Origin of the sequence: Nesterenkonia sp. NBAIMH1 (genome assembly GCF_007922635.1) — a bacterium.
Classification (GTDB): Bacteria; Actinomycetota; Actinomycetes; order Actinomycetales; family Micrococcaceae; genus Nesterenkonia; species Nesterenkonia pannonica.
Window position 1 is genome coordinate 2297531 of the sequence record NZ_CP042335.1, and the last position, 12756, is coordinate 2310286.

Here is a 12756-nt window from a genome sequence, read left to right on the forward strand (position 1 = left end):
GAGGTCCTTCACCATGATCGGCATTGACGACATCACCATGCGCACCGCTGACCCAGCATCAGCCCCTTCCACTGGGGGTGCGGCAACCATTGAGCGGGAGACTACGCCCCAGGTCTCCGAGCCCGGGGACCACGAGCGGTTCGCCCACTACGTGAAGAAGGACAAGATCACTCAGTCCATGGTCGAGGGCAACGCCGTGGTGGCGCTCTGCGGCAAGGTGTGGGTTCCCTCACGCGATCCGAAGAGTTTCCCCGTGTGCCCTGAGTGCAAAGAGATCTACGAGGAGTTCGGCGAGTCCGGCAAGGACGACTCCGGCGAGGGCGGCGGTCGCGGGTTCTTCGGCTTCGGCAAGAAGTAGGTGAGCGAACCGTCTCTCTTCGACGTCGGCACCGACGTCGGATCGGAACTTCCGCCTGCCCTGCCGCACCGCGCGGCTCATGGCACCGCCCCCACGCTGCGGCAGTGGCAGCAGGAGGCCCTTGACCTCTATGTGCGCCGCCGGCCCAAGGACTTCCTGGCTGTTGCTACCCCTGGGGCCGGCAAAACGACCTTCGCGCTGAGGGTCGCCAAGCTGCTCTTCGAGTCCGGTGAGGTGAGCCGGCTCTACGTGGTGGCCCCGACGGAGCACCTGAAGCGTCAGTGGGCGGACGCCGCAGCACGCGTAGGCCTGGCCATCGACCCCAACTTCAAGAACAGCGACGGTCGCCACGGAGCCCAGTTCGTCGGTGTGGCCGTGACGTATGCACAGGTGGCCAACAAGCCGGCACTGCACCGCAACAAGACCGAGGCGGCTCGGACGCTCGTCGTCTTCGATGAGATCCACCACGCCGGCGACGCCCTCTCGTGGGGAGACGGGGTCAGGGAGGCCTTCGATCCTGCGGCGCGACGTCTTGCGCTCACCGGCACGCCCTTCCGGTCTGACACCTCTCCCATTCCGTTCGTGGACTACGTAGAGGACAACGACGGCGTCCGCCGATCCAAGGCCGACTACTCATACGGGTACGGGCCCGCGCTGCACGACCACGTCGTCCGTCCGGTGGTCTTCATGACCTATTCGGGAACGATGAGATGGCGGAACTCCTCCGGGGAGGAGATGGAGGCGACCTTGGGCGGCGCCGCCACCAAAGACATCACGCAGCATGCCTGGCGCACCGCCCTGAACCCTGAGGGGGACTGGATCCCTGCGGTGCTGCGCGCGGCCCATCAGCGGCTTCTCAAGGTCCGGGATCGCATTCAGGACGCCGGCGGTCTCGTCATTGCCACGGATCACGAGGATGCTCGTGCCTACGCCGCTCAGCTCGACGCTCTGACGGGGCAGAGAACCACAGTGGTGCTCTCGGACGACAAGGAGGCCTCGAACAAGATCGAGGAGTTCGGCGCCGACGGGTCGCGGTACTGGATGGTGGCTGTGCGAATGGTCTCGGAGGGAGTTGACGTGCCCCGGCTCTGCGTCGGGGTGTACGCCACCTCGACGTCCACCCCGCTGTTCTTCGCCCAGGCGGTCGGCCGCTTCGTGCGCCTGCGCAAGAAGGCGGAGGTGGCCAGCGTCTTCCTGCCGTCCGTTCCTGTGCTCACCGACCTCGCCAACGAATTGGAGGCGGAGCGGGACCACGCCTTGGGAACGGAGCATGAGGGGCCCGCTGAGGGCGACGAGCTGATCGACCCCCTCGACGAGCAGGAGGGCGAGGACAAGGCATCGGACCAGCTGACCCGCGGAGAGTTTGCGGCTCTGGGTTCGTCGGCGTCATTCGACCGGGTCATGTTCGACGGCGAGGAGTTCGGCCTGGGGGGAGACGTAGGCTCTGATGAGGAGTTGGGCTTCCTGGGAATTCCGGGGCTTCTGGAGCCGGAGCAGGTCTCTGAGCTGCTGCGCCAGCAGCAGGCCGAGCAGATGAGGAGAAGCCCATCGGCTGCTCAGCGGCAGCGGGACGTGGTCGACCACCGCCAGCTCAAGGACCTCCGCGCGAAGCTCAACAAGTCCGTGTCCGCCTACGCGGCGAAGACAGGGATGCACCAGGGCAGCATCCACACGAAGCTACGGGAGAAGTGCGGCGGACCCGCTGTCCCTCAGGCTGACCAGTCACAGCTTCAGGAGCGCCTCAGGACCGTCCAGCTGTGGTTCACCCGTGCCTGAGGCGTCTCGGGATTGTTCGCCAGGCGTGCTGGATGAGCATCAGGACAGGATCAACAGGTGTCCTTACGCGTCCCAGCACAGGCAGAACGGGTGTCCTGCAGGTGAGCTGTAGACGCTGAAGCTTCCGCGAAGGGTATTGGTGCCGCTCTGCAGAAGCTCCGCGCCGAGCTCAAGAGCCTCCTGATGCGCGGTGGTGATGCTCTCCACCCAGAGGTCCATGTGGGAATTCACCGGCTCGTCGGGCCAATGGCTCGGCCTGTGCTCGGGCGAGAGCTGCACCGCCACAGGCTTTGTACCGTCGGGGAGGCGCACGGACTGCCACTCGTGGTCCCCTGCGGCCTCGCCGCCCAGGATGTCTGCCCAGAATTGTGCCTCTGCGGTCACGTTGGCCGCATCGAGCACTGTGGTTCGCCTTGTGATCTTCAACGTGTTCAGAGCTCGTCGCTGCGGAGCAGTTCGACTCCGGCCTCACGGAGCTCTTCGTAGGTCTCTGCGATGCGGTCCTCATCGACGCCGACCGTCAGATTCTTCAGCAGCCTGACTTCGTAGTCGTTGTCCGCCGCGTCCAGGGCCGTCGCCCTGACGCAGTGATCGGTGGCGATCCCAACGATGGTGACGGTCTCCACGCCCTGCTGCTGCAGGTATGTGTTGAGGTCCGGGGCGCCCTCTTCGATGACATCGGCTGGCGCGACGGCCTTCTCCTTCTCGCCCTCCTTGAGGCCGGTCCGGTCGGGGTCGCCCAGCCGTCCTTCGAATCCTGAGTAGCCGTCGTCGAACAGGCCCTTGAGGAAGCGTGCCTGGATGCGCTCCGTGTCGAGATCGTCGTGGAGGTCGGCCCCGCGGGTTCCGGCGACGCAGTGCACGGGCCAGGTGCGCTGGAAGTCCGGGGCGTCGCTGAAGTGGCTGCCGGGCTCAATGTGCCAGTCCTGTGTGGCGACGATGACGTCGTACTCGCCATGGCTGTCCTCGAGGAACTCGGAGAGTTCGGCCGCCAGCGCGGCGCCGCCCTCCACGGCGAGCGCGCCGCCTTCGCAGAAGTCGTTCTGTACGTCCACGATCACGAGTGCTTCAGCCATGCTTCGAGTGTATAGACCCCGGTGGGCCCAAGGCTACGAAAGAAGCGGCAGAGGTGACTGGTGGATGGTCGGAATCACCGGGTCGCCCTTGGAGAGCCGGTGGGCGGCCCTCGGGAGCTCTGCGAAGGACTCCCGGTGCCGCGAAGCGGCGCGCCGGACTCCCTCCGCGCCGGTGAATCCCGGCTGCAGCTCGCCCTCGACCACCAGCGGAACCTGGAGCCGGCGGGCCTCGGCTGCGGTCTCCGGGGCGGCGCCTATGCCGATGACTTCCGCCTCTGCTGCTCCGCTGCCGCCGTAGGTCCTCATGGGCACCTTGACGCCTCCGCGGCTGCTCTTGCCCTCTGAAGCCTTCTCCACGGGGATCTGGCCCCCGGAGCTGTCCTCATGCTGAACGAGCTTGTAGACCATGCCCGCCGTGGGAGCGCCCGCTCCGGTGACCAGGCGCGTGCCCACCCCGTAGGAGTCCACCGGTGCCGCGGCGAGACGTGCAATGGCGTGCTCGTCCAGGTCGGAGGAGACGATGATCCGTGTGGCGGTGTTCCCGAGTGAGTCCAGAAGGTCTCGGACCATGAAGGCCTGCTCGACGAGATCGCCGGAGTCCAGCCGCACCGCGCCCAGTCGCGGACCTGCGACCTCGACCGCGGTGCGCACCGCGCGCTCGACGTCGTAGGTGTCGACGAGGAGGGTCGTCTCAGGGCCGAACGCTTCGACCTGCGCGGCGAACGCCTCCTCTTCGGAGTCGTGGAGGAGGGTGAACGCGTGGGCGGCGGTGCCCAGAGTGGGGATGCCGTAGTCGTGCCCGGCCTGGAGGTTGGAGGTGGCCGCGAAGCCGACGACGGCAGCTGCGCGTGCGCTGGCCGTCGCAGCCGCTTCCTGGGTGCGGCGGGAGCCCATCTCCACGCAGGGCCGTCCGCCGTCCGAGACGGTCCCGCCGGCTGCCTGGACCATCCGTGACCCGGCGGAGGCGATCGCTGAGTCGTGGTTGAGGACCGAGAGGATGTATGTCTCGAGCAGGCATGCTTCGGCGAAGGTCGCCTCGACCCGCAGCACCGGGGAGTGCGGGAACCACATCTCGCCCTCGGCGTAGCCGCTGATGCTGCCGGAGAACCTGTAGCCGGCGAGATAGTCCAAGGTGGGCTCGTCCACGATGCCCCGCTCACGGAGGAAGGCCAGCGCATCGTCGTCGAAGCGGAAGCGCTCCAGGCCTTCCAGGAGCCGGCCGGTGCCGGCGACCACCCCGTACCGGCGCCCTCCGGGCAGGCGGCGGCCGAAGACTTCGAACACGCAGCGGCGGTGCGCCGCGCCGGAGCGCAGCGCGGCCTGCACCATGGTCAGCTCGTACTGGTCGGTCAGCAGTGCGGTGGAGGGGCTCACGAACCTAGACTAGACGGCATGACAACTGACGGTGCGACCCTCACGGGCAGTGACACGGATCTCGCTGCTGTGCTGACACCGCAGCGTCCTTTCCACGTGGTCGTGTGGAATGACCCGGTGAATCTGATGTCGTATGTGGCGTGGGTCTTCCGCAGCTACTTCGGCCATTCCAAGGAGCGGGCGCAGGAGCTGATGATGAAGGTGCACACCGAAGGCCGCGCTGTGGTGGCCACAGCCGGTCGGGAGAAGGCGGAGCAGGACGTGACGGCGATGCACAACTATGGTCTGCAGGCGACCCTCGAGGAGGCCGGCTGATGGCACGAGCGTTTCACGCCACCACGCACGGATACCGCGCTGAGCTGACCACCCATGAGCGTCGCCTGCTCTCAGGGCTCTGCGCTGATGTGATCCAGCTGCTCGAGGCGCGCGCCGAGGAGGTCGCCGAGGCCTCCGGCGAGGCTCCTGCCGAGCACGCCGAGCACGCCGATCTCGCCGATCCGGTGTTCACGCACTTTCGTGCCGAGCTCGCCGGCCTGGGCGAAGGCATGGACGAGGGGACAGGAGCTCCGGCGGACGAAGGGCCCGACATCCCAGCTCCCGGGCTGGACCCGCCGGCCGACGGCGTCCTGGCCCGCCTCCTTCCCGACGCTCACGAGGACGGGGAGGAGGCCCGGCAGCTGCGGCGGCTCGCCGAGGGCTCCCTGCGCGAGTCGAAGATCAGTGACCTGCGCACCGCCCGGATGCTCCTGGAGTCAGGCACGGTGCGCCTGAAGGAGGAGCAGGCTCCGGCCTTCGGCCGCGCACTCAACGACCTGCGCCTGACTCTGTCGGTGCGTCTGGGCATCGAGGATGACGCGGACGCCAGAAAGGTCCATCAGCTGGCGGCCTCGGGAGCCAGTCGAAGCACTGAGGCGTTCATGGCGGAGATCTACACCTTCATCACCTGGCTTCAGGAGTCGCTCTTCTCCGCGATGCTCGATGTGCTCCCCGACGACGAGGAGCAGGAGAGAGGCCACGCCGGGCGGTAGGGTGAGCGGCATGGAGCTCACCATCATCGGCTGCAGCGGCTCGTTCCCGGGTCCGGAGTCTCCGGCATCCTGCTACCTGCTCACCGCAGAGCACGCGGGTCGGACATGGCGCCTGCTTCTCGACCTGGGCAATGGGGCCCTGGGTGCTCTGCAGCGTCACATCCGCCTCGACGAGATCGATGCGGTCGCCTTCTCTCACCTTCACCCCGACCATTTCAGCGACATCTGCGGACTGCACGTCGCAGCGAAGTGGCATCCCGGCGGTTCGGGCCCCGGACTCATCCCCATCTTCGGCCCGGAGGAGACCGCCCGCCGAGCGGCGGAGGTCTACGGCATCGACCCCGATCCGGGCATGTCTGAGGAGTTCGACTTCAGACACTGGGCGGACGGGCAGCCCCACACTGTCGGACCGTTCACCATCACCCCGTATGCCGTATGGCACCCCACACCGGAGGCCTACGCCCTGCGTGTTCAGGCCGTCGACGAGAGCGGCGAGTTGCGGACTCTGACCTACTCAGGCGACACCGACGCGTGCGAAGGGCTGACTGAGGCTGCGCGGGGAGCTGATATCTTCCTCTGCGAGGCTGCCTACCAGGATGGCCGGGATGAGGAGCTGCGGGGAATTCACCTGACCGGTGCACGCGCCGGCAGCACCGCCGCCGATGCGGAGGCGAAGCGGCTCTTCCTGACCCACATCCCGGTGTGGACGGACCCGGATAAGGTGTTCGAGGCGGCTGCGGCGCACTACTCCGGTGAGACTGCCGTTGTTGCGCCCGGCGCCTCCTACCGCATCTGATGCATCCGGAGCCGGCAGAGCAGCGACCGACACACACATCGAGGAGAGCACCACTGTGAGCACTACGTCCGACTACCTCCGCCATGACGGCCGCCTGGCCAACCAGCTGCGCGACGTGACCATCACACGCGGCTGGTCTTCGCAGGCCGAAGGAAGTGCTCTCATCGACTTCGGCGGCACCAGGGTGCTGTGCACCGCCAGCTTCGAGTCCGACGTGCCGCGCTGGCTGCGCGGCCGGGGGACCGGCTGGGTCACCGCTGAGTACGCGATGCTGCCGCGGGCCACCAATACCCGAAACTCGCGCGAATCCGTGAAGGGAAAGATCGGCGGCCGCACCCACGAGATCTCCCGGCTGATCGGCCGCGCCCTGCGGGCCGTGGTGGACACCAAGGCGTTGGGGGAGAACATGATCACTCTGGACTGCGACGTGCTCCAGGCCGACGGCGGCACACGCACGGCAGCGATCACTGGTGCCTACGTGGCACTGGTGGAGGCCATCGAATGGGCTCGCCAGGAGGGTCACGTGGGCAGGAAGGCCGAGGTCCTCACCGATTCGGTCTCAGCGATCAGTGTGGGCGTCCTGCCCGACGGCCACGCTGTGCTCGATCTGCCCTACACCGAGGACTCCACCGCTGGGACTGACATGAACGTCGTCGTCACCGGATCCGGCGACTTCGTCGAAGTGCAGGGCACCGCCGAGGGAGCGCCCTTCACCCGCAGCCAGATGGATGAGCTTCTGGACCTCGCCGTCGCGGGGTGCGCCCAGCTCTCCGAGATGCAGAAGCAGGCGCTGGACGCCGCATGAGTGCCCGGCTCGTCCTCGCGACACGCAACCAGGGCAAAGTGCGCGAGCTTCGTGCCCTGCTGGCCGAAGAGCCCGCGCTCGCCGGCCTGGACCTGGACGCCGCAGTCGTCGACGCTGTCACAGCCGGGTGTGCAGAGATTCCAGAGACCGGCGTCACCTTCGAGGCGAACTCACTGCTGAAGGCCCGCGAGGTGGCTGCTCAGACCGGACTGCCGGCCGTTGCGGATGATTCGGGGCTAGCCGTGGACGTGCTCGGCGGCGCACCCGGAATCTTTTCCGCGCGCTGGGCCGGGGAGCAGGCTTCGGACGAGAACAATCGGCGCCTGCTGCTGCAGCAGCTTGCCGATGTGCCGCAGGCCCACCGCGCTGCAGCCTTCATATGCGTCGCATCCCTCGTCACCCCCTCCGGTGCTGAGCACACGGCAGAGGGCCGCCTGGAGGGTGAGCTGCTCACCGCCGAACGAGGCGATGGCGGATTCGGCTATGACCCCATCCTGCAGCCTGCCGGAGAGTCGCGCTCCGCGGCCGAGCTGTCCATGGAGGAGAAGAACGCGATCTCGCACCGCGGCAGAGCCTTCTCCGCGCTCGCCCCCCGAATCGTGGAGGTTCTGGCGGGGGCGTGAGGGGGCTGAACTTCACCGCCGTGGACTTTGAGACCGCCAACGGCTTTCGCGGCTCTCCGTGCGCCATCGGTCTGGTGCGGGTGCGGGACGGCGTCGAAGCCGAGACGCACTACACGCTGCTCAGACCGCCGGAGGGCTTCGACCGGTTCGATCCGAGGAATATCGGCATCCATGGGATCACCCCAGAGGCTGCCGCCTCCGCGCCCCGCTTCGGAGAGGCGTTCGACGAGGTGGCCGCATTCATCGGTGCGGACACGCTGGTGGCGCACAACGTCACGTTCGACCTCGAAGTCCTCGAGTCCGCTCTCGAAGTCTCCGGGATCGACGGACCGGGCCTCAGCGGACTCTGCTCGGTGCGCCTGGCCCGGGCCGTGTACCAGCTCCCCTCGCACGCCCTGCCGAAGGCGGCAGCCGAAGCGGGCTTCGACCTGAAGCATCATCACCACGCGCTCTGGGATGCCCGAGCCTCTGCTGCCATCGTGGTCGACATTGCACGTCGTCAGCAGACTCCGGATCCGCGCGCACTGTTCGGTGCCGCGAGCATCGAGCCTGAGGTGCTGGAGCCTTGGACGGCGCCGCGAGTGCGTGAGTCCCGGGCGACCCGGCAGATCCGCGGCTACGGTGACCTCTTCGATGCGACCGTCCCCTTGGGGGGCAGGGAGCTGCCCGATCTGATGCGCTGGCAGGAGGAGGGCCGGAACCTTCCGGCGAACCAGGACGCGGACCCGTCGCACCCGTTCTTCGGCGAGCATGTCAGCTTTACCGGGAACCTGGTGATTCCTCGCGGCGAAGCCAAGCAGCTGGTCGCCGGCTGCGGAGGCACCACCTCCTCACGAGTGACAGGCTCCACCAGCATCCTTGTCATCGGCGACGGGTTCGACGAAGCAGACCTCGCCGCTGATCGGGACCCGCAGGGACCGCTGGGCTCCAACAAGGCCAAGGATGCGCTCAAGCGCAGAGAGACCGGACAGAGCATCCGGATGGTCTCCGAGCGGGCGTTCCGACAGCTGGCCGGGGCGGCTTGGCCCTACGCGCCCTGAGCGGCCTGGCGCCACCGGCGGGCAAGGTCCTCGACGACGACGCTCAGCAGCTCGTGCCGGGACTGCTCCTCGGAAAGATCCTGCTCTGAGTGCTCTCCGGCGGTGACCTCTGCGACCCGCGACTGCGCGGCGGCAACGACGTCAGGGTGACCGTGGGTCAGGCTGATGGCTTCCTGAGCCCATTTCTTCCGCGTCTCGACGCCCACATAGGGAAACAGCCCGATCGGAACGGCTCGGGAGAGCACGGCCGTGTCGTATGCCTCCGGCTGGGCAGGGGAGCTGGGGTAGGCCATGTCCGCGGAGGCGAGCCCGCGCAGCGAACTCTCTGCGCTGCCGGGGACGAGCGGGCTTCCGCCGGCCTGCAGGATGAGCGCCAGAGCGTGGTCGGTGGGCCGCCGCGGGGGCTGCGGGGAGCCTTCGGGGAAGGACCCGGTGACGGCCCGGTGCCAGCGCAGACAGGCCAGCCACATCGCTGCCAGCGGGTCTGCCCCCGTTCCTTCGGCGGACCACTCGAGGACCTCAAGCAGTCCGTCGGCCAGGCAGAGGGTCAGCAGCGTCTCAGCGTGGATCGGCTCATCCCGGCCGGGCAGCAGTGCGGTCATCTGCCCCTGGAACTGCGCGATCAGCTCCTCGTCGGTCAGCGTGTCTCTGTTCACCCGGACAGGGTATCCGCCGTCGAGCACGGACTCAGGCCCAGACCAGGTTCCAGGTGCCCGCCAGCAGCGACGCGGCAGTGGCCGCGGCCGCGATTCCCGCGCCTGCCAGCACCACGAGAGCATCCGTAGGCACCAGACGCGCTGGTCGTGCCCAGGTGCGCGGCCCGGCGCCGAAGCCCCGGGATTCCATGGTGATGGCCAAGCGTGTGGCTGTCCGGATCGCCTGGACCAGCAGCCCGAACGCTTGGGACAGGGTGCCGGAGACTCCCCCTAGGAGGCCCTTCTTGGCACCGATGCCGCGGGCGCGACGCGCATGGCCCAGGGTGCTCCAATGCTCTGCCAGCAGCCCCATGAGCCGCATCGCAGCGAGTGCGCCCAGGACGAATCGCGCCGGTAGCTTCAGCTGCTGGGCCAGCGAGTCAGCCAGGTCGGTGGGATCGGTGGTGGAGAGGATGATGACGCTGGGCAGCACGATGGCGAAGGCTCGGAGCCCCAGGGCGACGCCGAGCAGCAACGAGCCGCTGCTGACTGTCGTGAAGCCCAGGTCCAGCAGCACCCGCCCGGACTCTTCACCGGCGATCGCGGTGCCCCATACGGCGATCACCGCCCCGACTGCAAAGGGCCAGATACGGCCGAGGAAGGCCAACGGACGGATTCCCGCCAGCCCGAGCATCAGAAAGCTGGTCGCTGCGACCACAGCCGCCGAGACCGCATCGATGGTCGCCACCAGGGCCAACGTGATGAGAGCAAGTGCTGCCAGCTTCGCAAGAGGGCTGCGTCGGCCCAGCCACGAGGAGTTCCGCGCGGAGCCCAGCCCGGGAAGCTCCGTGGTCCCCCGTTCGGCTGAGGGCGTTTCTGCGGGGCGGCTGCGGAACTGCCCGATGTCGACAGTCTCAGCGTCGAGGGCCTCCAGGAATGCGGCGTCGTGCGTGACCGCCAGCACAGCCCCGCCCGCGGCGAGGTGCTCACGCAGCAGGTCGACGATCTCCGCAAAGGTGTGGGCGTCCTGCCCGAACGTCGGCTCGTCGAGCAGCAGCATCTGCGGACCGGAGGCCAAGGCGGTGCCTACGGAGAGCCTGCGCTTCTCGCCCCCCGAGAGGCTGAACGGGTTGGCGTCGGCGAGCTGCTCCAGCCGCAGGCGGTGCAGCAGCTGGGCCACTCGTGCCTCGACATCCGTCTCAGCGAACTGCGGCCGGCCGTCGACGGTGCGCGCCTTCTCCGCGGAGAGCCTCAGCTCTTCGGCCACAGTGGGCTTCACGAACTGGTGCTCAGGCTCCTGAAAAACCATCCCGATACGACTGATCAGCTGTGCCGGATTCCACGCATGCGGGTCCGGGGTGAGCGTGCCGGCGTGCGGAGGCAGCAGGCCCGCCAGTGACAGCAGCAGGGTGGATTTGCCAGCTCCGTTCGGCCCCGTGATGCCCACCGCCCGGCCAGCGCTCAGGGTGAGGTTCACCCCGGTGAGCACCGGGGCAGGGCAGTGACGTCGCCGCCACCCTCTGCGCGGACTGTGCCGTGAGACGGCCAGCCCCTCGGCCCGGAGCACGACATCGCTGCCCTGCACTCCCGACTGCTGAGCACCTCCAGCCGGCGCGGAGATCCCCTCGGCGTCACCAGGGACTGACCGTGGCGATCCGTCCCACCCTGGGACCCAGAGGCCCGCCTCGGCGAGCTCCGTTCGCAGGGCACCGTCTGTGCTGAGAGTCGACGAGGGCGCTCGCCGGCTCACTCCGCTTCCTGGGGCGAGCACGACCAGCGTGTCCATGTGCTCGGCCCAGCGGGCCAGCCGGTGCTCGACGACGACGAGGGTGGCGCCGGTGCGTTCGGCGGCGGCGATCACCGCGTCGCGGACCTTGTCGGCACCCTCAGGGTCAAGGTTGGCGGTGGGTTCGTCGAGCAGCAGCAGACCCGGGCGCATCGCGAGGATGCCGGCCAGTGCGAGCCGCTGCTTCTGACCGCCGGAGAGCTGAGCGGTGGGATGGTCACGGGGGAGGTGACCGAGCCCCACGGCCCGCAGCGCTTCGGCGACACGGTCCGGAATCTCGTCCCGGGGGACTGCGAGGTTCTCCGGGCCGAAGGCGACGTCGTCGCTGAGGCGGGAGAGCACGACGGCGGCCTCCGGGTCCTGCTGCATGAGCCCGGCCCGGCCGCGTGCCTCCTCGGGGCGTGCGCCGTCGATGAGCAGATCGCCCTGGGCTTCGGCGCCCTGGTCCTGCAGAACACCGGCGAGTCCGTGCAGCAGGGTGGATTTGCCTGCTCCGGAGGGTCCTGCGATGAGGACCTTCTCGCCGGGTCGGATATGCAGGTCCAGACCTGCGACCGCTGGGGAGTCCCGGTCGGGATGGTGCCATGTCCAACCCCGGGCAAGAACCTGTGCTCCAGCTGAGGGAGCTTGCGGCGTCGTGGTGCGGGTGCTCGGCCGGACGGCCGCCGGATCAGAGGTCACGGCGGGGGCTTGTCCGGCCCAGCGGAGATTCGCGGTGCGCCTTCCTCGAGGCCATCGGTCCCAGAACACCGGTGGCGGCGAGCGCCCGGGTGCCCAGCCAGGGGAGAAGCCCGGCGACGATGGCCCCGGACAGCATGAAGCAGCCGATGTGGATGGCCGTCTCCAGGGGTGCGTAGGCGTACATGGGCACGATCCAGTGGTAGGTGATGCCGCCGGTGAGCCCGGAGGCGGCCCCGCCGAGGAGTGCGATCTCGATGCTGAAGCGCCGGTACATGACGGCCAGGAAGATGAGCTCGGCCCCGAGCCCCTGCATGAACCCGGAGGAGAGCACGGTGAGGCCCCATTGGGAGCCCAGGAGGGCGGAGACGGCGGCGGCGACCATCTCACAGTAGATCGCCGCACCGGGTTTGCGAATGATGAGAGCGCCGAGGACGGCGGGGAAGAGCCACATGCCGTGGACAAGCGTCTCCACCGGCGGATAGAAGGCGAAGAGGCTGCCCACGAAGTGGTAGCTGAGGTTCCAGCCCCAGAAGATGACCCCGGAGGCGACGGCGAGTGTGGACGCCACCACGATGTCGGAGACGCTCCAGCGCATGGAGCGGCGTGCGGATGCGGACCGTGCAGATGCGCGTGAGAGCGCTGAAGAAGAGTTCATAGCGACTTCCTTCGCAGGTTCTAGCCTGATCAGGTTCAAGGGTCTGGGCCTCAAGCCCACTCTCAGCGACTGGCCGGTGATCGGCGGCCGCTCCCCTGTCGGACAGAGTTCGGTATTCAGTTG

At 68.2% G+C, this 12756-nt stretch carries 14 protein-coding genes and 1 riboswitch; of the genes, 8 read left to right on the top strand and 6 right to left on the bottom strand.

Translation table 11 applies throughout. The features are described from left to right. Window positions 1–13 precede the first annotated feature (13 nt). Together FS388_RS11045 and FS388_RS11050 are read left to right on the top strand one after the other, a co-directional pair. Window positions 14–358, top strand: a complete 345-nt coding sequence (locus tag FS388_RS11045) for a DUF3039 domain-containing protein (protein WP_210410193.1) — start codon at window positions 14–16, stop codon at window positions 356–358. Further along, window positions 359–2134, top strand: a complete 1776-nt coding sequence (locus tag FS388_RS11050; RefSeq protein WP_146341458.1) for a DEAD/DEAH box helicase — start codon at window positions 359–361, stop codon at window positions 2132–2134. 63 nt (window positions 2135–2197) lie between these two features. Here the strand turns inward: FS388_RS11050 and FS388_RS11055 are convergent, their stop codons facing one another. Genes FS388_RS11055 through FS388_RS11065 form a run of 3 tightly spaced genes read right to left on the bottom strand, consistent with a single transcriptional unit; the run spans window position 2198 to window position 4584 of the window. Then, complete coding sequence (locus tag FS388_RS11055) at window positions 2198–2536, bottom strand: VOC family protein (RefSeq protein ID WP_246836200.1); 339 nt, start codon at window positions 2534–2536, stop codon at window positions 2198–2200. Between the two features lie 29 nt (window positions 2537–2565). After that, window positions 2566–3210 (bottom strand): isochorismatase family protein, encoded by a 645-nt coding sequence (locus tag FS388_RS11060; RefSeq protein WP_146341460.1) that lies wholly within the window; start codon window positions 3208–3210, stop codon window positions 2566–2568. A 33-nt stretch (window positions 3211–3243) separates the two neighbouring features. After that, window positions 3244–4584 (bottom strand): nicotinate phosphoribosyltransferase, encoded by a 1341-nt coding sequence (locus tag FS388_RS11065; protein ID WP_256369551.1) that lies wholly within the window; start codon window positions 4582–4584, stop codon window positions 3244–3246. 18 nt (window positions 4585–4602) lie between these two features. On the opposite strand from FS388_RS11065, the gene clpS reads away from it, so the two are divergent. Genes clpS through FS388_RS11095 form a run of 6 tightly spaced genes read left to right on the top strand, consistent with a single transcriptional unit; the run spans window position 4603 to window position 8876 of the window. Next, window positions 4603–4899, top strand: a complete 297-nt coding sequence (clpS, locus tag FS388_RS11070) for an ATP-dependent Clp protease adapter ClpS (RefSeq protein WP_146341461.1) — start codon at window positions 4603–4605, stop codon at window positions 4897–4899. Continuing rightward, a complete protein-coding gene (locus FS388_RS11075; RefSeq protein WP_146341462.1) occupies window positions 4899–5612 on the top strand; it encodes a DUF2017 family protein in 714 nt (237 codons plus the stop codon). Before clpS ends, FS388_RS11075 begins: the two co-directional genes overlap by 1 nt. Before the next feature lie 10 nt (window positions 5613–5622). Continuing rightward, entirely contained in the window at window positions 5623–6408 is a 786-nt protein-coding gene (locus FS388_RS11080; protein ID WP_146341463.1) for an MBL fold metallo-hydrolase, read from the top strand. Window positions 6409–6463: 55 nt separating this feature from the next. After that, window positions 6464–7213 carry a ribonuclease PH gene (gene rph, locus FS388_RS11085; protein WP_210410194.1) on the top strand — a complete coding sequence of 250 codons (750 nt, stop codon included), beginning with the start codon at window positions 6464–6466 and terminating at the stop codon, window positions 7211–7213. Next, a complete protein-coding gene (gene rdgB, locus FS388_RS11090; protein ID WP_146341464.1) occupies window positions 7210–7836 on the top strand; it encodes an RdgB/HAM1 family non-canonical purine NTP pyrophosphatase in 627 nt (208 codons plus the stop codon). The genes rph and rdgB overlap by 4 nt, the downstream gene beginning before the upstream one ends. Continuing rightward, entirely contained in the window at window positions 7833–8876 is a 1044-nt protein-coding gene (locus tag FS388_RS11095) for an exonuclease domain-containing protein (protein WP_146341465.1), read from the top strand. The genes rdgB and FS388_RS11095 overlap by 4 nt, the downstream gene beginning before the upstream one ends. Here FS388_RS11095 and FS388_RS11100 read toward each other — a convergent pair. From FS388_RS11100 to FS388_RS11110, 3 genes are all read right to left on the bottom strand, one after another. Beyond that, the gene (locus FS388_RS11100) at window positions 8864–9532 is read right to left on the bottom strand and encodes an ADP-ribosylglycohydrolase family protein (RefSeq protein WP_168198694.1); all 669 of its coding nucleotides are present in this window, start codon (window positions 9530–9532) and stop codon (window positions 8864–8866) included. The two genes, FS388_RS11095 and FS388_RS11100, sit on opposite strands and share 13 nt — an antisense overlap. 31 nt (window positions 9533–9563) lie before the next feature. Next, window positions 9564–11978 (bottom strand): ATP-binding cassette domain-containing protein, encoded by a 2415-nt coding sequence (locus FS388_RS11105; protein WP_146341467.1) that lies wholly within the window; start codon window positions 11976–11978, stop codon window positions 9564–9566. Continuing rightward, entirely contained in the window at window positions 11968–12633 is a 666-nt protein-coding gene (locus tag FS388_RS11110; protein WP_146341468.1) for an ECF transporter S component, read from the bottom strand. The genes FS388_RS11105 and FS388_RS11110 overlap by 11 nt, the downstream gene beginning before the upstream one ends. Continuing rightward, window positions 12623–12740: riboswitch (TPP riboswitch) on the bottom strand. It overlaps the preceding gene by 11 nt. Between the last annotated feature and the right edge of the window lie 16 nt (window positions 12741–12756).